Genomic DNA, 19,781 nt, shown 5'->3' with positions numbered 1-19,781 from the left:
TAGCTCGGCAATCATTGCTTCGGTGCTGATGAAATTAGGCCAGTGAGTGTCATGCTATGGCGATCAAGGTACGTCCCCCGCAGCCAGAGAAGATTGAATCAACTGGAGTCCTGCTTCCCCCAGGCCCATCTTAGGAAATTTTGGCAGAATCCTCCGTGGCTTCGCTCAAGATTACAAAACATTACTCAGGCCCGAGAACCGATTGAGGGATTTGGAACCCCACGGAAAAAAGCAAATAATCAACAGAAATTAGTCACACCCAGGCAAGTGGTTGATCAGGAAAAACAGACCCGGCTAATCGGCATCCTCTCCACATTGGCCAAGGGGAATTAGCCGCTTTTCAGGGGTTTTGGCTTCAATCCGGTGTCCCGTGCTATAGCATAATCTCCAATGGGCGGCCTGTATTCTCAACTGTGGGCCTGGTGAGGTGTTGAATTTTTGATCTCTGTCGCTCCTACTGTGGCTTCTCCAGGCGATTCGGCTTACCCAATTGCTTTGGTGGATCCGGATCCAATTTTTCGCTTGGGGCTACGGGCAGGGCTAACCCAGACTCCCGGACTGGAGATTGTGGCAGAAGCAGGGGATAGTCAACTGGCCCTGGCCCAACTGGCGGGACTTTTACCGCAGCAAGAAAACCTAGTGGGGGTCAGGAGTCATGTCAAGTTAGTCATCCTTGAGGCTCAACTCACCCTCAACGATCCGGCTACTCCTTGGCTCTGGCAACGTTTGAAACAGCAATATCCCCAACTTGCGCTCCTCTTGCTGGGGGGGCCGGCCGCCGTCAGTCTTGTGGACACAGCCCAGGCCATGGGAGTTGAAGGCTTTATTGCCAAAGGCAGTGACATCAGTGAAATTGTCGCCGCGGTGAATACGTTGCGTTTGGGTGAAAAAATCTATACCCTCCAGGCCCCACAACCCAGCTTAAGCTCCCAATATCCCAATCTCCTGACCCGTTGGCAGTACCACCTGATTCAATCGGGGTTAACGGAAATGGATACTCTGCTGGCGATGCTTCAAACCCACCTGGGACAACCGCAACTGTCTGGTCTGGAACGTTTGGTCTGTCAAGGTCGCCAGCGGGAAATGCGTGTCGCGCGGGCCCTTGTGGCCAACTGGTTACCCCAACCCCGCCGAGTCATCCCCAGCCCACCACCGCCCGCCCCACCACCGCCCCCGCCGCCCTTACCCGCCCAACTTCTGGATCAATTTGTCTCCCGCTGCCAAGCCGGCCTGGTCAATCAAACGGGGGAACCGTTGGAGTTAGATATCCTCAAAACCGAAAAAAGATTGGAATTACTCCTGGTGATCCTCAAACAGTGGGAAGACATCCTCACGGCGTTGCAATCTTCTGGCCTGACAATCGCCCAACTCCAGGAAAAACGCCCCCAAATTTTGTTAGACCTTTGGCAGCAAAGTATCCGGCAGTTTTTTGGCCCCTATGCCACCTTGCCTAACCAACAGGAGGTTACGGCGACCCTGCTCCAGGCCCAGGCCAGCATCGAAAGCGAATTTCTCCAAAAAATTCCCCTAGTCGATCAACTGATGGCCCATTTACTGTGGCAGCAGCCCTTGATGATTGAGAACAGTCTCCAGGCCTGGGGAACACCCACCGCCCTCGCACACCTAAGTCAAATCTTGGATAATCTCATCCTGCAAATGGCCAATGCGGTGATCCACCCCCTTCTCAATCGCTTTGCCCATGAGGATGCCATCAAGGGGCTTTTTTACGATCGGCGCGTCTTGTCCTTCCGAGATATGGAACGGTTTCGCAATGCCCTCTCCTGGAAATATCGCTGGCAGACCCTCGTGATTGAACCCCAAGAGATTTTTGAAAGCCGAGTCAGTTTGCTGGTTCTTTCCGCCACGGGTATTAGTAAAACCTCCCTCTATTTACCTCGGATTCCCGAACTGGAGCAACTGGAGGGTCTTCGCTATGGAGTCACCCTGGCCTTAGAAGCCCGAGATGCGGTTTCCCCACCGTTGCGAGCAGCCATTGCCTTGATTGGTCAGGGAGTTGTCTATGTCTTGACCCAAGTGATTGGGCGGGGGATTGGACTAATTGGGCGGGGGATTCTCCAGGGCCTGGGGCAGACGTTTGCGCTGGATGTTAAACGGGCTAGACCAAAGCCTTAAAGTCCGGTTGACTCAGCATTTTCAGCCAAGCGCGCCCATGTCCTAGGGAGGCTCTATTGACGGCTGTATTCCCAGGGCCGTAAAGTCACAAAGCAATCGGTCGTCCTGCTACACGTGGGTATTCATCCAACCGCCATCATCGAATCGGGGGCAAAGCTCGGGGCTGGGGTAGAAATTGGCCCCTTCTGCTATGTTGCCGCCACCGTTGAAATTGGGCCTGGAACCATACTAGGGCCCCATGTCACCCTCCTGGGGCATACAACCATTGGCCAAAATTGTCAAATCCACAGTGGGGCCGTGATTGGTGATTTGCCTCAAGATTTTGCCTACCAAGGGGGCCGCAGCTATGTCCAGATTGGCGATCAGTGTCAGATTCGGGAAGGGGTGACCATCCATCGGGGCACAGGGGCAGACAGCCAAACCTTAGTGGGAAATCATTGCCTACTGATGGCCAACAGTCACTTAGCCCACAATGTCTGTATCGGCAATCAAGTCACCCTCGCGAATAATGCCCTCTTAGCGGGGTATGTCCAGGTGGGGGATCGGGCTTTCATCAGTGGGAACTGCTTAGTCCATCAATTTACCCGCATTGGCCGTTTGGCGATGCTCTCCGGGGGAACGGCCACCCAAAAAGATGTCCCCCCCTTCTGTATGACCCGCAGCCTCAGCACCAATACCGTCATGGGTCTGAATACCGTCGGTCTGAAGCGGGCAGGCTTTACCCTGGCAGAGCGGCAAATTCTCAAAGAGGCTCTTCATGAGCTTTACAACCCAAAACTAAACATTACCCAGGCCCTCGCCGTTCTCCAGGCCAAGTTTGCCGACCCCCTCGTCCAAGAACTATCTGAGTTTATTGCCCAATCCCAGCGCGGTATTTGTCGGTTCATTACACCTACGGTAGGCTTACGCCCACCCCAGACCGGGCCTGAGGACTATTAATTTTCTCGAAAACATTGAACTAAATCATCAGTTGGGTCGAGTCGAGGGGCATGCCCAGGTGATGAAGGGGCAGAACATAGCCACCCGTTACGAGGTAAACTTCATCGGCGATGATCCCAATCTTGCGCGTCAGTGTCCCCAGGCGTTGACGAAATAAGCGGCCCAGTGGATAGGCAGGAATGACCCCCCAGCCTGTTTCTTCCGCCACCAAGATTTTAATCGCAGGCAACTCTTTTAAGGTGGCCAGTAACTCTTGAACCAATTTCTCCCAGGCCGGGTCGGAGATTGTTAACTGATTGGCAACCCAAGTGCCGAGAGAATCAATGAGCACACAACTATCTGCCGGGGCATCAGCCAGGCCTGGGGCAAGATCCTGAGGAATTTCCCACAGTTGCCAATGGGGGGGACGGCGTTGTTGATGGGCCTTAATTTTGGCTTCCCATTCCGGGTCGGTGGCCATGCGTTGGGCGGTGGCAATATAAATAACTCGGCGGCGACTTTGATCCGCAAGGGATTCTGCCCATTCACTTTTGCCAGAACTGGCGGGGCCAGTCACTAAAACTAGGGGCGAAGTCGGCATAGGTAGAGTCAGGTTCCAGAAATGACGGATAGGGGTTGATCTTAATTTTTTGACGCTCTCGCTAACAATCTTTTAGGCTTTGTATTGTCATCCATTAAGAGCCTGATCCATTGTCTATCCCTAGCTCCCCTCCCACACAACCACGCTTGGTTATTGCCAGTCAAAACCCAGGCAAATTGCGAGAATTTCAGACTTATTTAGCAGACTTGGCCTGGGACGTTTGCTTGATGCCTGCGGACTTAGATATTCCTGAAACTGAACCGACTTTTTTAGGAAATGCCTGTTTGAAAGCCGCTACTGTTGCCCAGGCCACGGGAGATTGGGCCATTGCTGATGATTCTGGCCTGGAGGTGGCGGCTTTGGCTGGTGCGCCCGGAATTTACTCAGCCCGCTATGGCCAAACAGATCCAGAACGGATTCAGCGGTTGCTAAACGAACTAGGAGGAGAGTTAAATCGCCAGGCCTGGTTTACTTGTGCCTTAGCCTTAGCCCGTCCTAATGGTCAAATTGCCTTAACCGAAGTTGGCCGCTGTGCAGGAGAAATTTTGTCGGGCCCCAGAGGTGAAAACGGCTTTGGTTATGACCCAATTTTTTATGTCCCCAGCCAGGCCCGCACCTTTGCCGAAATGAGTGCCGAAACAAAACGCCACATCAGTCATCGAGGGGTTGCCTTGGCCGGAATATTACCCAAGTTAAAACAGATTCTTTCATCAGCAGAATTATTCTAGAGATCAATCATCTTGTGTTTGAGATTCTATAATTTTTATCAAATCTTCATGAGGAATCAGTTCTTTGTCACGTTGTTCAATATCTTGGATTACTCCTTTTACAAACTCAAAACTCAGTTGGATGGAACCCTCAAGTTCTTCTGTATCTCTAGGTTCATAGAGTTTTCCCTGATACTTATGAAATCGCTCAAATAGGCTTGCAATAATTCTAGGATTACTTGTTTTAATGCCAATTTCTAATTCTGAACTGCTTACACCGGACGAGAGAAAGTTATGACTGCCAATACAACAATAACATTCATCACTGATCCAATACTTTTCATGGGTTCCGATCATTTTGGAAATAAATTGCTCTGGATACGCTTTTTGCAACTCATCTAATAAGAGTAAACCATCATATTTCCAGGCATTATGGCGTTTCATGAAAGTGGCTAAATTAAGATTATCAATATTGTTTCTTGCATCTCCCAAGTTGCCCCAGCAAAGTTCGATCTTTACATCTCTATCTAAAAGAACTTTCATTTTATCAAAGACCTCTCCTTCAATTGCGGACTTTCTGAGCCAAGGACAAACAATCCTTAAATGCTTTTGGGTTTTATCAAGGGCTTGTAAAAATGCTTGACGACTCCCATTTCTATCTTTAATTATTTTATATCTTCCAATAAATTCAACATTTCTAAATTCCGTATAAATTAATGCTTTAATATCGTTTGATTTTTGATTAATTTTTCTATTTAAATTGTCTAAACGCCTATGAATGGAATCAATCTGGATCTTTAGAGAATTTAGAATCACTTCAGAATCTGTATTGAAGTTTTTCAAGTTGTTAAACTGTGATTCAAGATTGTCTAAATTATCTATCAATAATTGCAAAATATATCCTGAATTTCCATTTAGCTCTTCTTCTAAACTATTTAATTTCATCTTATGGTGATTTTCTAATTCTAATATATTTCGAGATAATTCAAGATTTAAATCTAATTCATAGCTAAAGTTCTTAATTTGAGATTTTAAGATTTCTATTTCTGCTTTAAGAGATTTTGAAATACTTTCCGAGTTTTTTGATAGTTTCTTTTCTGTTTCAGTGAGTTGATACTTATAATCCTCTTTTAGATTATGAACTACAAGTTTCAGAAGTTGCATATTGCGATTATTGAGTTGTTGATAAAGTCTCTCAAATTCCGGTGAAGGCTGGCTTGAGATTTGAATTTCAGTATTTATTAGTTCTTTTAGTTCGATTTCTCTTTTAGCCTCTTGTCTTTGAAAATCTCTAAATTCACTAATTAAGACTTGTAAGTTATCCCGATCACTTTCTGAACTTGCCGCTAGTCGTCTTTGATGAAATAGCCCATAGGAAAGCGTTAATGTTATTGGTGCTGCTAAATAAATCATTTGATTGGTCATAACTGAAGCAAAACATCCAGCTACAGAAAAGACACTTAAAAATGTATTAGCTATTGAGTCGCTACTGATTTTCATAATTGTCTGCACTATTACAAATGAAAGAAAACACGCATCTAAGAAAGACTTGAAATCAATCACCGATCAAGAAAATTGCTATTGAAACATAAGTTAAGATAACTAATTTGGGATTGCCAAATTCCGAAATAAAATTTTACACATAAACATGGCAATAATGAAAACACATAACAATATTTGGTTTCTGAATCACTAATGTAAAAAATAAGATTTATCGAAAGTATTTTTATAATGGTAGTGGCTATTTATTCTTCAAAGTATTGAACCTAATCAGTCTCTTATTTTTCTGTTATATAATATTTTCAAAGTTAGGCGGTATTTGTCAATCCATGACCCATTCAACCTCTCCAACCTTGTTGCGCACGCCCTTGTTTGACCTCCACAAGAAATCCCAGGCCCGGATTGTGGAATTTTCAGGATGGGAAATGCCCGTGCAGTATCAAGGAATTGTGGCCGAACACCAGGCCGTGCGTCAGGGGGTGGGGATGTTTGATATTTCCCACATGGGTAAATTTGATCTCAAAGGCGAAAATCCCCTAACAGCCCTTCAACCCCTCGTCCCCACTGATTTAAGCCAGCTTCAACCCGGCCAGGCCAAGTACACCGTTTTCCTCAACCATCAGGGGGGAATTGTTGACGATTTGATTGTCTATTGTCACAGTCGTTACTTGGTTTCCTTAATCGTCAATGCCGCCACAACCGCTAAAGACTGGGCCTGGCTACAAGCACACTTGAATACAACCGAACTGGCTTTAGAAAATCAGACGGACACCCTCGTCCTAATTGCCCTCCAAGGCCCAAAAGCAGTCCAAGCCTTACAACCCCTTGTTGATATTCCCCTAGACGGTCTTAAAAACTATCACCACCAGCCCGCGACGATCCATTTACCCCCAGATTCCCCCTTTCCCCAAGTTCCCGGTTGGATTGCGCGGACGGGTTATACCGGCGAAGATGGATTTGAGATCATGGTGCCAAAGACTGTGGGCCAAGACCTCTGGCAAGCCTTGCAAAAGTCTGGAGTGACCCCCTGTGGCCTGGGAGCAAGGGATACACTGCGTCTAGAGGCTGCTATGGCCTTGTACGGACAGGATATTGACCAAACGACAACCCCCTTAGAAGCGGGCCTGGGCTGGCTAGTTAATTGGGAAAAAGGGGATTTTATTGGTCGCTCTGCCCTAGAACAACAAAAAGAAACTGGAGTCTCTCGGCAATTGGTTGGTTTTCTCATGGAGGAGCGACAAATTCCTCGGCCCCATTATTTGATCGTTGTGGAGGGTCAGACCGTGGGCAGTGTCACCAGTGGGAGTTTACCGCCAACGATTGCTCAACCCCTGGGCCTGGGCTATGTCCGTACTGGCCTGGCCAACATCGGGCAAGACATTGGGGTTGAAATCCGCGGGAAAGTCCATTCAGCCAAAATTGTCCCCCGTCCGTTTTATCGCCGCCCAAAATCCTGAAAAAATTAGGTAAGCTAACCAAGGCATCCATTTATCCATTCCATCAATTAAATTCTGTGAGCCTCCTATGAGCTTGGAATATCCCGAAGATCTGAAGTACCTCGATAGTCATGAATATGTGCGTCTTGAAGGAGAAATTGCCACCATTGGAATCAGTGCCTTTGCTGTGGATCAATTAGGGGATATTGTCTTTGTTGAACTCCCCCAAGAAGGAGATAGCATCGAGCAAGGAGAGCGACTCGGCACCATTGAATCCGTGAAAGCCGTGGAAGAACTTTATGCTCCGGTTTCCGGCACGGTGATTGAAACGAACCAGGCCATTGTGGACTCCCCCGAAGATATTGCAACAGACCCCTATGGGGAAGGCTGGCTCATGAAGGTGCGGATTAATGATGATGATATTGCCGATGCCATGAGTGCCGCCGAATACCAGGCCCTTGTTGAAGGTGAAGTTTAAACCTGTTAAGGCTGAAATTGAGTTTGATGGGTGTTTTGTTCCCGTTAGTTCTCCTCCGTTGAGCTAGAGATTCATAGGAAAGAAAGATAAAATCCTAGAGACCTTAAAAAATAGTCCAAACAACATCACCTTTGCAGAGGTTCGTCAACGTTTGGAATTAGAGGGCTTTATTTTAGAGAGAGTTTCCGGTAGTCATCATATTTTTAAAAAGAGTAAAATTACCCTATATCAAGCGAGTTATCAAGTTACATTGCAGGAGAGACACCATTACCCGACTGTAATTTATCCCTCCCCAGAAGGAGGATTTGTGGCTGAAGTCCCGGCCTTGAGCGGATGTTTAGCCCAAGGAGAAACCTTAGAGGAAATGAAGCCTCCCCACAACTGTCGCTTAACTTGAGGGCATTGCTTAAAAATTTCCCGAGCTGTCAAACTCTTGAGCATCGTTACTAATTTCGTCACAATACGTTGGCACTGACTGCACTAAAAAATGAACATGGTCTTTATCTACACCAATCTCAACAAATTTAATCTCATAGCGTTTTTCTATGTCTAAACAGACTTCTCTCAATACCTCATCCACTCGTTCATCGATTACAGCTCGTCGATATTTAGCCGGAAATACTAGGTGATATAGGAAAGCTGTGACGTTATGACTCTTATGGATGTACTCACTCATTGCTCAAGATTACGCCCCTTTCTTGAATGCCCGAAGGGCTATAGGGGCGGGGAATTTACCCAAAGTGATTAAAAACTGGAGAGTTATCCTGAGCTTCCCCGGATCAGTAGGTGTGTTTGTATTGAGTCATGGTGGATGTGGAGTTGATTTTAACAACTAGGGAGCACTACACCCACCCGGCCCGGTACCAGAACCCAAACCATCATCACCACCGCCACACTCAACTTGCGTCAGAGTATCCACTTTCCCAAGCACAACTAACTTTGGTGAAGTATAGGGGAGCCGCTTGGGCTGTTTTTGCATATCTTCCATAGAGTTGCCCTTTGCTTTGGGGATATAAAAGTTAACAATGCTGCCAACACACTACAACAATATTCGATTTTAGACAACGACAATATCTGTATTGGTCAAACTCGGGCGATTACTGAGAGTGGCAAAGTGGATTTGAGAAGCACTGCCTGACCCGTCCACATCAAAGAATAAAAATCCATTGGGTTGGTTATAGATAAACCGCTGGGTTGTTGTTGTAGCCGCAGTCCCTAAATGGAACTGATTAGCCAGTAAAACCCCTATCGTCAAGCCACCCCCAAACCCAGTCGCCAACACCTGGAGCTGGTCAAAGTTCCCCGACACTTTAGTAAAGTCAGTGAGGGTATCCAATCCTTGATTTGGCGCATTAAATCGAAACGCATCATTGCCAGGCCCCCCAGTCAAAACATCCAGTCCGAAGCCCCCCACTAAGGTATCGTTCCCCACTCGCCCATTGAGACTATCATCTCCATTTAAACCGGATAAAATATTATTTCCAGAGTTTCCCAGAATGGTATTGGTCAGAGCATTACCCGTTCCATCTATAGTGCTGCTGCCGGCCTGGGTCATGTTCTCGACATTGGCACTAAGGCTATAGGTCACGGTTGTAAAGACGATATCCAGCCCTTCTCCCACCCCTTCAACCACCACATCACCGACATTGTCCACCAGATAGCTATCATCGCCTAACCCGCCAATCATCCGGTCAGCCCCCGTCAAGCCATTGAGGGTATTATTTCCAGAATTTCCGGTAAGGGTGTTGTTGAGGTCATTGCCCGTGCCATTCAGGTTATCGATTCCGGTTAGAGTGAGGTTCTCAACATTAGCGGTCAAGCTGTAGCTAATCGAAGAAAATACTCGGTCAACCCCCGCTGATGAGTTTTCAACTACGACATCTCCAACGTTATCTACCACATAAGTATCATTACCCAGGCCCCCAGCCATAAAGTCGGCTCCTGTCCAGCCATTGAGGGAGTTATTCCCGGTATTCCCCCAAAGTGTATTAGCGAGGCTATTTCCGGTTCCGTTGAGACTGCTACCCCCCGTCAACGTTAAGTTCTCCACATGAGCCGTCAAACTATAGCTGATGGAAGCGAGAACTAAGTCAATCCCTTCATTGGGCAACTCGCTAACCACATCCCCAACGTTATCCACGACATAGGTATCATCGCCAATCCCCCCCTCCATCAGGTCTGTACCGGAGCCACCGTCTAGATAATCATTCCCAATGGCACCCAGTAAGGTATCGTTGCCCCCTCGTCCACTCAGGTTATCATCGCCATCTAAACCCGAGAGAATATTATTCCCGGTATTCCCCAGAATCGTATTATTAAGGTCGTTCCCGGTACCATCAATATTGCTGCTGCCAGCCTGGGTCATGTTCTCTACATTGGCACTAAGGCTATAGGTAACGGTTGTAAAGACGATATCCAGCCCTTCTCCCACCCCTTCAACCACCACATCCCCAACGTTATCCACCAGATAGCCATCATCCCCTAACCCGCCAATCATCCGGTCAGCCCCAGTGGAGCCATTAAGGGTATTATTCCCTGAATTTCCCAGAATCGTGTTTTCTAACTCATTCCCCGTGCCGTTGAGGTTAGCGGTTCCCGTTAAGGTTAAATTCTCAACATTGTTCGTCAAACTATAGGTAATGGATGAGAGGACTAAATCAATCCCTTCACTAGAGTTTTCCGTAACGTTATCGCCCGAATTATCCACAACATAGGTATCATTACCAATGCCACCCACCATCGTATCGGCATCAACACCACCATTTAGATAATCATTGCCGTCTAGCCCTAGCAACGTATCACTACCGCCATTCCCAACTAGGCTGTTGGTATCAGCAGTCCCACCGAAGGAATCATCAAACGCCGAACCTAAGAGATTTTCAATATCGTAGAGGTCATCATACCCAGACCCACCCTGAGCTGTTCCCGCCTCTAAATCTGCAATTACCCCAGATAAAACCGTGGTGTAGTCAACTGTATCAATGCCAGCCCCACCGTCTAAAACATCATCCCCCGCCACAATAGTCGCACTGGGAACAATGGAGCCAGAATAATATTCACCGGCCAGGGTATCGTTCCCGCCGCCACCATAAAGCCCATCATCCCCAGCCGTCACCTCACCGCCTAAAATGTCCCCGTAGTAGTCGCCATAGAGAACATCATCTCCGCCAAGAATGGTCGAATTAGTGACAACCCCACAGCCACACTGTTCTTCATCACCGGAAATATAGTTTCCACCTCCAGTAACTATGCCGCCCGAAATCGTGCCGTAATAGGCCCCGTAGATCGTGTCATTGCCTTGTTGGATGGATGAATCGGTAATGTCACCCAAATAGTCTTCGCCGTAGATGAAATTAAACCCATTGGCAACTTCACCACCCGTAATGTCTCCGTAGTAAGCCCCATAGATAACATCATCTCCGGCCTGGATTGTGGCATTAGTGATGGCATAGTCAAAACCTTCACCCAATAAATCATTAGACGTAGTGACAACTGTCCCACCGGAAATCGTGCCGTAGTAAGCTCCATAGAGAGTGTCGTTACCGCCATAAATTTCGGATGCGATAATCTCCTCGAAATAAAACTCACCAAACAGGCCCAGGCCACCATTAACGAAGAATCCATTGCCGGATACGTTGCCAACGTATTGACCGTAAAGAACATCGTCTCCCCCCTGAACCGTGGCATTGGTAATAATGCCTTCGTAATCTTCCCCAAACAGGCCATTACTACCACTAACTATCTCCCCACCCTGTATCGTTCCAAAGTACTGACCATAGAGCGTATCGTTGCCGCCTTGAATACTGGCTGTTGTAATGTCCCCTTCGTAATATTCCCCGGCAATGTAGTTGTCCCCGCCGGTAAATGTGCCGTCTGTAATAGTTTCAACATATTCCCCGAAGGCTAGATCATTGCCACCGATTACAACTCCACCCGTAATGTCAGCTTCATAGTATTCGCCAAAAATGTCATCACAACCCGCAATAACATCGCTGTTGATAATCCCACCATGGGACTCGCCGTAAAGCAGGTCTTGCCCACCCTGAACCGTACCCCCGCTAATCTCCCCTTGGTAGTATTCGCCATAGAGAGTGTTATTCCCTAACTCAATACTGCTGTTGGTAACGGAGTTGGTAAGAGCCTGGCCGACTAAAGTATCGTTGCCGCCACTAATTTCTCCATCAACAATATTACCAGCATAGCTCTCTCCGACCGCATAGTTGGACCCACCGACTACAGTGGCATTGGTGACGGGGCCATTGATCAGGTTGCCGACTAGGAAATCATCGCCCCCGGTAATGATTCCTCCAGAGAGTAGGTTTAAGTAAGACTCACCCAGGAGATCATTATTGCCCCCATAGACTATTGCATTGGAAATGGGGCCGGCGTAAAACTCACCAAAAATTGTGTTGTCCCCACCCGTAATCGTGCCACCAGAAATGACTGCAAAATGGGCTTCGCCTTGGAGAACATCATCGCCCCCTGTGACCTCACCGCCGGTAATACTACTGTTAAAGTATTCACCATAAAGGGTATCGTTCCCGCCCTGAATTGTGCCGCCGGAAATCCCGCTCAGATAGCGACTGCCGTAGAGGGTGTCATCGCCGCCGGTGACGGTTGCTCCAGAAATGTTTTTATCAAAATACTCGCCGTAAAGCTGGTCACTCCCGGCAATAATCTCACCGGCTAAAATCAAGGCAGCAAAGGCTTCACCGTAAATTTCATCATCACCCCCAGTGACAACCGCGCCGGAAATGCTGCCATTGAAGTATTCACCATAAATAATGTCGTTGCCAGCAACAATAGTCCCTAGGGCAATTGCACTGATGTATTCTTCGCCATAGAGGGTGTCATTCCCGCCGGTAATCGTGCCAGTGCTGATGTTGCTGTTGTAGTATTCGCCGTAAATTGTATCGTTCCCGGCCTGGACAGAACTGTCACCAATTGCGCCATTGTAGTATTCGCCATGAATCTGGTCAGAACCACTGCTGACGAAAGCTGCACTATTAATGGGGCCGATATAGTATTCGCCATAGAGGTTGTCATCTCCCCCCGTCACAACCCCGCTCGTGATTGCGCCATATTGCTCCCCAGCTAGGGTATCACTCCCCCCGATAACTGAGCCACCGCTAATGGTGCTGTAATACTCCCCATATATAAAATCATTGCCGCCTGTAACTGAGCCACCTGAGATGTCCAGATAAGATTCGCCATAAGCGGTATCGTTGCCAGCCGTGACTGTCCCATCGGTGATATCGCCTGTATAAAAGTCTCCGATTAGAGCATCATCGCCACCAGTGATTGTGCCGCCCGTAATACTGTTGTAGGACTCCCCGAAGAGTTGATCATCCCCCCCTGTGACCGTGCCACCCGTAATCCTGTTGTTGTAATACTCCCCTAGAAGAACATCATCGCCACCTATAACAATGCCCCCGGTAATACTGTCGAGGTAATGCTCCCCATAGACAGCATCATCACCGCCTGTGACCATACCCCCGGTAATACTGTCGTCGTAAAATTCTCCCGAGAGTTGATCATTACCACCCGTAATCGTACCGCCCGTAATAGGGCTGTTGTAATACTCACCGTGGAGAGTGTCATTGCCACCCGTGACAGTGCCGCCACTAATGCTGTTGCCGTATAATTCCCCATACAGAGCATCATTGCCGCCCGTGACTGAGCCGCCTGTAATACTGTCCGTGTAATATTCCCCGTAGAGAATATCGCTCCAGGCCGTGCCACTGACTGAACCGGCAAAGGAGTCGCCATAGAGGTCATCCGATCCCGCCATACCACTAACACTGCCAACAAAACTCTCACCAAATAGTTGATCGGCTCCATCCAGGCCATTGATGATATCGTTTGCGTTATCGCCAATAATGGTGTCGGGGCCGGCGGTGGGGGCATTGGTGGGGTTGGTAAAGATGATGGCCATTATTCTATATTTCTCTGGGATGCCTTTAATTTTAGCTCGACATTGCAGTTTTACGATGCGTTAAGACGGCACAAGTCTTTAAGAGATTACTAATCAAATTCTCGCCACTTCCTCCCAAATTATTGTAGGTGTAGAGAAGTTTTTTAGGAGTTTAACCAGGCCTGGAGGTCTTCAATGGCCTGGAAATCTAAGAGAGCATCGGCCAGTTCTTCCAGTTGATTTGATGGCAACCCTCTAATCTGAGCGACCACCGCTGGAGATAAGTCCCCCAACCGCCGCTGTAGTTGCCGGATTACAACCGTAGTTTCTCCTTAGTTGTAGCCCTAGTTGCATCCCTTGCTGTATTCCCTGCTTCAGGCCCCGCTCCACACCCTTCTGCAAAATATCTTGATACGTGACTGACTCCTGCATGACTTCCTCCCGAAAAATACGTTTGATCAACTCCTTCTCAAATCTTAGCCCCGCCAACACATCACAACAGGCCCACAGTTGCGCTCGTCCCAGTTCAGGCGGAATTTGATTGATTTGGGCCGCAATCATTTCTAACAGTTCTTGACCATTATTGGTTTGACAGAGGGTAGCAGGCCAGCATTGTCCAGAAATGGTTCTGGGTCTTGTTCCCACATCCGAATGACTTGAAATTGATGGCTGAGTTGGGCATCTTCATAGGCCGTGATTTGACATCTTGGGTCGTTGGTCGGTTTGAGGAAAATTAAGACTTGGTGAATCTGACTCTGGGGATACAGGCGTTTGAGGCGGACGTAATAATCCACCATCCGAAAGGGTAAATCCGGTTGGGATTGGGGCAGGGTTTGAAATTCCAACTGCAATAGCTTGTCAGATTTTTGGAGGATAATAACACTATCAGCCCGGATGGGTTCAACCGCTAGTTCGGTTTTGAGGGGTTCCCAAAGTGATCCAGAAAAGTCAACCTCATTCAGCAACCAAAAGATAAAATCATTCGGATAGGTATCAGCTAGGAATTTGCAGATATTATCAGAAGCTATAAATTGAGGATAGCGTTACCGTTTACATACTTTCTGATAATGGAGTTAAGGAGACCAAAGTATGAAAAATAAAGGTGTAATTTAGCATTCTCTAAGACTGAATTTCATTGGCATAACCAACTGACCGTTCTAAAAGTGCAAAAGCCCGGTTGTAGTTGAGGATGGCAGTTAATAAGTTGCCTTGGGCCTGGGTGAGGGTGGTTTCGGCATTGGTGACTTCCTGTTGAGTACCCACCCCGGCCTGGAATCTAAGCCGTGCTAGTCGGAGTCCCTCTGTCGCGCTGGTCAGGGCAGTTCGGGCTGTGCCAATGTTTTCTTTACTAGCAACAAGCGTGTTATACCCCCGCTCAATTTGAAACCGAATTTCATCACGGGTACTGGCAAACTGCTGGGCAGCACTGGCGGCTAAACTTTCTTGCCGGCCAGCACTAGCTTTGGCGCTACCCCCATCAAAAAGAGCCATGCTGAACTGCAACCCAACTGCATAGCCATATTGAGGAGAAACACTGTCCGTTAGCTGATCAAAAACATTGAAGTTGGCAAAGGTACTGACTTGGGGTTGGATAGCGGCGAGGGCGACACGGCGATTTTGGAGGGCAATATTGCGTTGGGCAATCCGTTGTTGGAGTTCAACCCGATTTTTGAAGGCCAGGGTGATGGTGTCCTCTAGAGATAAGGGCCATTCGGGGCCAACTCGGACTGGATCGGCAAGAGTCAGATTCGCATTTTCAGCAATATTCAAGCGTTGGGCTAGTTGCCGCCGACTGGTAACTTGGAGGTTTTGGGCCTGGTTGAGATTTTGCCGGGCATTGGCAACATTAACTTGAGCTTGGAGAACATCTAGCATTGTTCCTAGCCCTGCTCGTTCAAAAGCCACCGCATCCCGCAAACTAATTTCGGCATTGGTTACCGCGGCCTGGCCAATTTGTTGTTGAACATTGGCCTGTTGAGCGTTGAGGTAATCATTAACCACATCTAAGGTGAGTTGATCCAGTTGACGCCGGACTTCTAGCTCAGCCAAACGTACCTGTTCGCGGGCCGCTTGAATGGAACCATCCCGACTCCCAGAAGTCCAGAGACTATAGCTTAGAGAGGCCGTACTATTAAAGGTGTTACCAACAATTGTTCCGCCGGATGAGTTAGGCGTAGTAAAGCTAGCAAAGCCAGGAATTGAGTTGAAACTGCGAGCATTAAGGATGAGCGGAGACAGGGTCGTGGGTTGAAAAACAGGAGGAGTTGCGGCAAGGGTAGCACTACTTTGTAATTGCTGAATTAACTGCTGCAACTCTAGGTTTTGTTGATCGTTAAAGGTGGTGATTTGTGGCCCCTGAAACCGCTGCTGGAGTCGATTCAACTGGTTTTGAAGAATTTGGCTAGCAGTCTGCTGTTGTCCGACAAGTTGCTGCTGGGCCTGTTGGAGTTGTTGTTGCTGGAGTTGTTGCTGTTGCTGGGTATTGAGGGGAAAACTAATCAACTGGCCGGTGGGAGAAACGCCGCGTCCCATGGTGGTTTGCCAGCCAAGACTGGGATATAAACTCGCTTCAGCTTCCTTGAGTGCGGCCCGAGCTTGGCGCAGTTGGAGTTCAGCGGTTTTCAAGGCTAAGTTATTGCGAGTTGCAACTTCAATGGCCTGGGCCATTGTGATTGGTTTGGTTAAATCGAGGGTGACTTGGCTGGCCTTAGTTGGCAAATCTAGGGGATCAGGATTTGGATTCAGGGGAATCAAGGCGGGAGTGGAAATTGACGGTTCAGCGGTTGTTAGGGGTAACTCAGTTGGGGTTGGGGGGGTCTGGGCAATGGGGGTATCTTCACCTGTGGAAATAGGGGAGTCGGTGGGGATGAAGGCTGACCCGGTGGCGGTTGCTGGTTCAGTCGAGATAATTTCAGAGGATTCAGAGAATAACCTGTCTCCAGGCACTGGATTTGCGGCGACAATTTCTGTCGGGGGCACCAGCGAGATCAGCGGGCTAAACCCAATCGCCATCCCAGCCAGGAAACACTTATTTCTGGTTGATACGGTTTTATAACGCATCCTTTTTGTTCACCCTCACCCTGAGAACCATGATAGCCAGGCCTGGCAAGTCACTGAAAAAAGCTTCAGTCCCAGGGCCAGCCCTACTACCATCCACAGACTACTCCTGCCAAACTTTATCATGTCCACTTCGGGTTCGGGGATGAGCGGAGGTAGTTGGACAAATAATTAGATGCCATCCTGACTCATTTAGAACTTTAAAACTATGAGACTAAGAGCAAAGAGCCTAACAATGATCAATGATCTAGCATTTGTTCAAGATAAAATGTGTAAACTTGAGTTCTTTGAGTCCAGAGGTTGTGGCCAATCCCAGGCCTGGGAGAGAAAAAATGTTCACGAAAGTGTTAAAATAGATACCTGATGAGTTCGTTAAAACTGGCGTGCAAAGCTTACCAATTGCCCCAAAAACTAGCGGATTCTAAGGTTTTCATCGTGCATTTAATTCGGTTTGCCCTATGACATTTACCTCGGGTGCGACTCCAGAACGGATTATTCCGACAGAGCTACGGGAAGAAATTTCTCGCTCCTATCTCGAATACGCCATGAGTGTGATTGTCGGCCGGGCTTTACCGGATGCGCGGGATGGCCTGAAGCCCGTCCATCGCCGGATTTTGTATGCCATGCACGAATTGGGCTTAAGTGCCGATCGGCCGTTTCGGAAATGCGCTCGGGTGGTTGGGGAAGTGCTTGGTAAATATCACCCCCACGGCGATACGGCAGTTTACGATGCCTTGGTGCGGATGGCCCAAGATTTTTCGATGCGGCATCCCTTAATTAACGGTCACGGTAACTTTGGTTCGATTGACAATGACCCACCCGCCGCAATGCGATATACCGAATGTCGGTTGCAAGCCCTGACCAGTGATGCGCTCCTGCAAGACATCGAACAAGAAACCGTTGACTTTGGCGATAACTTTGACGGCTCCCAACAAGAACCCCTGGTCATGCCGGCCCGGATTCCCCAGTTATTGCTGAATGGCTCCTCTGGGATTGCGGTGGGGATGGCCACGAATATTCCGCCCCATAACCTCGGAGAAATCATTGATGGAGTGACCGCCTTAATTGCCAATCCTGAGATTACAGACCAGGAGTTGATGCAATACATCCCAGGCCCCGATTTTCCCACCGGCGCGCAAATTTTAGGACGAGCTGGGATTCGCGATGCCTATCTGACTGGGCGTGGCTCTGTGACAATGCGGGCGGTGGCCAATATTGAAACCCTGGAAAACCCGGGCCGGCCAGCTCGAGAAGCAATTATTATTACCGAATTGCCCTATCAGACCAACAAAGCGGCCTTGATGGAGAAAATTGCCGAACTAGTCAATGACAAAAAACTGGAAGGCATTTCCGATATTCGCGACGAAAGCGACCGCGATGGCCTGCGGATGGTGATCGAACTCAAACGCGATGCCTATCCCCGCGTAGTGCTGAATAACCTGTTTAAGCAAACACCGCTGCAAATGAACTTTGGGGCCAATATGCTGGCTCTAGTCAACGGTAACCCCCAACTCCTAACACTGAAACGGTTTTTAGAAGTCTTTTTAGAGTTTCGTGAAGAAGCCATTGCCCGCCGCACCCGCCACAACCTCCGCAAAGCGGAAGAACGGGATCATTTACTTCAAGGGTTATTGATTGCCCTGGAAAACCTGGATGCAGTAATTCACCTGATTCGGGGGTCTGGGGATACAGGCCTGGCCCGACAAGAACTGATGCAAGTCTATGGACTCAGTGAACCCCAGGCCGATGCGATTTTACAGATGCAACTGCGGCGTTTAACAGCCCTGGAAGCCGAAAAAATCGAACGGGAACATGAAGACCTCCAGGCCCAAATTGCTGATTTACAGGACATTTTGCAACGGCGGGAACGCGTCCTCGACATCATTGCCACAGAAATTGCCCAAATCAAAACCAAATATGCCTCGCCCCGCCGCTCGATCATTATTCAAGACGATGGCGAACTCCTGACCAAAGACTTGATTGCCAATGAAAAATCGGTGATTTTAGTCACCCAGCAAGGCTATATCAAGCGGATGCCCGTGGATACCTTTGAGAGCCAAAGCCGGGATGGCCGCGGACGCAAAGGGGCCCAAATTAAAGAAGATGACGGGGTCGAGCATTTCTTTGGCTGTAATGACCATGACCAGATTTTGTTCTTCAGTGATCGGGGAGTGGTCTATGGCCTGCCGGCCTATCAAATCCCGATTGGCTCCCGAAATGCCCGTGGCACACCCTTGGTGCAAATGTTACCCATTCCCCGGGAAGAAAAAATTACCTCGGTAATTGCCGTCCAAGAATTTACTGAAGATGAATACCTGGTAATGCTGACCACCAAGGGCTACATCAAAAAAACGGCCCTGGCTGCCTTTAGTAACATTCGCTCCAATGGCCTCATTGCAATCTCCCTGGAAGAAGGGGATCAGTTGCGTTGGGTACGGCGGGCCAAGGTCTCAGACAGCATTATCATCGGCTCTCGGGCTGGGATGGCGATTCATTTCCGGGCCAGTCATGAACAACTTAGGCCGCTTGGTCGTGCTACCCGTGGCGTGAAATCCATGGCTTTGCGGGCTGGCGATGAACTGGTGGGGATGGACATTATTCCCGCGGAAATTGTCAACACTTTTGCGGATCAGGCCGAGGGGGAATCCCCAGAAACCGAAGATACCGAGGCCGTCACCAGCTATCCCGGCCCTTGGGTTTTGGTTGTGACCACGAATGGCTTTGGCAAACGGGTTCCAGTCAATCAGTTTCGCTTGCAAAATCGGGCGGGCCTGGGGTTGATGGCCACCAAGTTCAAATCCAAAACCACAGCGGATCAGCTGGCAGCGTTGCGGGTAGTAAATTTGGACGATGAATTGATGATTGTCACCAGTCGCGGGATTATTATTCGCCAGGCCGTGAATGTTATTTCTTCTCAATCACGCTTAGCCACCGGAGTTCGCCTGCAACGATTAGATGAGGATGATGTGATTGTCACCGCGGCCATTGTTCCTCCCGGGAGTATCGAAGCCGAAGGAACAGGAGAAGGGAGTTAGCA

At 48.5% G+C, this 19,781-nt stretch carries 14 protein-coding genes and 2 pseudogenes; 7 read left to right on the top strand and 9 right to left on the bottom strand.

The features are described 5' to 3' along the window. The first annotated feature begins 438 nt into the window (after positions 1-438). The gene (locus SYN6312_RS02225; RefSeq protein WP_015123237.1) at positions 439-2,133 is read left to right on the top strand and encodes a DUF3685 domain-containing protein; all 1,695 of its coding nucleotides are present in this window, start codon (positions 439-441) and stop codon (positions 2,131-2,133) included. Between the two features lie 114 nt (positions 2,134-2,247). After that, entirely contained in the window at positions 2,248-3,072 is an 825-nt protein-coding gene (lpxA, locus tag SYN6312_RS02220) for an acyl-ACP--UDP-N-acetylglucosamine O-acyltransferase (protein ID WP_015123236.1), read from the top strand. Positions 3,073-3,091: 19 nt separating this feature from the next. On the opposite strand, the gene cobU is transcribed toward lpxA, so the two are convergent. Next, positions 3,092-3,652, bottom strand: coding sequence for a bifunctional adenosylcobinamide kinase/adenosylcobinamide-phosphate guanylyltransferase (gene cobU / locus SYN6312_RS02215; RefSeq protein WP_015123235.1), 561 nt, complete (start codon positions 3,650-3,652; stop codon positions 3,092-3,094). Positions 3,653-3,762: 110 nt separating this feature from the next. Here cobU and rdgB point away from each other — a divergent pair, with 110 nt between their 5' ends. Continuing rightward, positions 3,763-4,380, top strand: a complete 618-nt coding sequence (rdgB, locus tag SYN6312_RS02210; RefSeq protein ID WP_015123234.1) for an RdgB/HAM1 family non-canonical purine NTP pyrophosphatase — start codon at positions 3,763-3,765, stop codon at positions 4,378-4,380. A 3-nt stretch (positions 4,381-4,383) separates the two neighbouring features. On the opposite strand, the gene SYN6312_RS02205 is transcribed toward rdgB, so the two are convergent. Next, positions 4,384-5,859, bottom strand: coding sequence for a phospholipase D-like domain-containing protein (locus SYN6312_RS02205; protein ID WP_015123233.1), 1,476 nt, complete (start codon positions 5,857-5,859; stop codon positions 4,384-4,386). Positions 5,860-6,188: 329 nt separating this feature from the next. Between SYN6312_RS02205 and gcvT the strand changes: the two genes are divergently transcribed. The 3 genes and pseudogenes from gcvT to SYN6312_RS20045 form a co-directional block, all read left to right on the top strand. After that, positions 6,189-7,316: a glycine cleavage system aminomethyltransferase GcvT gene (gcvT, locus tag SYN6312_RS02200; RefSeq protein ID WP_015123232.1), complete on the top strand. Its 1,128-nt coding sequence runs from the start codon at positions 6,189-6,191 to the stop codon at positions 7,314-7,316. Between the two features lie 67 nt (positions 7,317-7,383). Next, entirely contained in the window at positions 7,384-7,773 is a 390-nt protein-coding gene (gene gcvH / locus SYN6312_RS02195) for a glycine cleavage system protein GcvH (protein ID WP_015123231.1), read from the top strand. A 250-nt stretch (positions 7,774-8,023) separates the two neighbouring features. Further along, positions 8,024-8,137: pseudogene (locus SYN6312_RS20045) on the top strand (type II toxin-antitoxin system HicB family antitoxin); the annotation flags it as partial. Between the two features lie 5 nt (positions 8,138-8,142). Here the strand turns inward: SYN6312_RS20045 and tnpA are convergent. From tnpA to SYN6312_RS02170, 7 genes and pseudogenes are all read right to left on the bottom strand, one after another. Beyond that, a pseudogene (gene tnpA / locus SYN6312_RS02185) lies at positions 8,143-8,449 on the bottom strand (IS200/IS605 family transposase); the annotation flags it as partial. Positions 8,450-8,605: 156 nt separating this feature from the next. Further along, complete coding sequence (locus SYN6312_RS19640; RefSeq protein ID WP_015123228.1) at positions 8,606-8,761, bottom strand: hypothetical protein; 156 nt, start codon at positions 8,759-8,761, stop codon at positions 8,606-8,608. Between the two features lie 69 nt (positions 8,762-8,830). Beyond that, on the bottom strand, positions 8,831-13,708 hold the full coding sequence (locus SYN6312_RS02180; protein WP_015123227.1) for a calcium-binding protein: 4,878 nt from the start codon (positions 13,706-13,708) through the stop codon (positions 8,831-8,833). 143 nt (positions 13,709-13,851) lie between these two features. Then, positions 13,852-13,959, bottom strand: a complete 108-nt coding sequence (locus SYN6312_RS20510) for a DUF4351 domain-containing protein (protein ID WP_253276405.1) — start codon at positions 13,957-13,959, stop codon at positions 13,852-13,854. Then, a complete protein-coding gene (locus tag SYN6312_RS20505) occupies positions 13,943-14,248 on the bottom strand; it encodes a hypothetical protein (protein WP_253276404.1) in 306 nt (101 codons plus the stop codon). Before SYN6312_RS20505 ends, SYN6312_RS20510 begins: the two co-directional genes overlap by 17 nt. Positions 14,249-14,250: 2 nt before the next feature. Then, positions 14,251-14,652 (bottom strand): hypothetical protein, encoded by a 402-nt coding sequence (locus tag SYN6312_RS20500; protein WP_253276403.1) that lies wholly within the window; start codon positions 14,650-14,652, stop codon positions 14,251-14,253. A 154-nt stretch (positions 14,653-14,806) separates the two neighbouring features. Then, on the bottom strand, positions 14,807-16,666 hold the full coding sequence (locus tag SYN6312_RS02170; RefSeq protein ID WP_253276402.1) for a TolC family protein: 1,860 nt from the start codon (positions 16,664-16,666) through the stop codon (positions 14,807-14,809). Between the two features lie 536 nt (positions 16,667-17,202). Between SYN6312_RS02170 and gyrA the strand changes: the two genes are divergently transcribed. After that, positions 17,203-19,779, top strand: coding sequence for a DNA gyrase subunit A (gyrA, locus tag SYN6312_RS02165; protein ID WP_015123224.1), 2,577 nt, complete (start codon positions 17,203-17,205; stop codon positions 19,777-19,779). Positions 19,780-19,781: the final 2 nt, after the last annotated feature.

Origin of the sequence: Synechococcus sp. PCC 6312 (assembly GCF_000316685.1) — a bacterium.
GTDB lineage: Bacteria > Cyanobacteriota > Cyanobacteriia > Thermosynechococcales > Thermosynechococcaceae > Pseudocalidococcus.
Note: the sequence above shows the minus strand (reverse complement) of the source record. Positions and strands in the feature narration are given on the sequence as shown.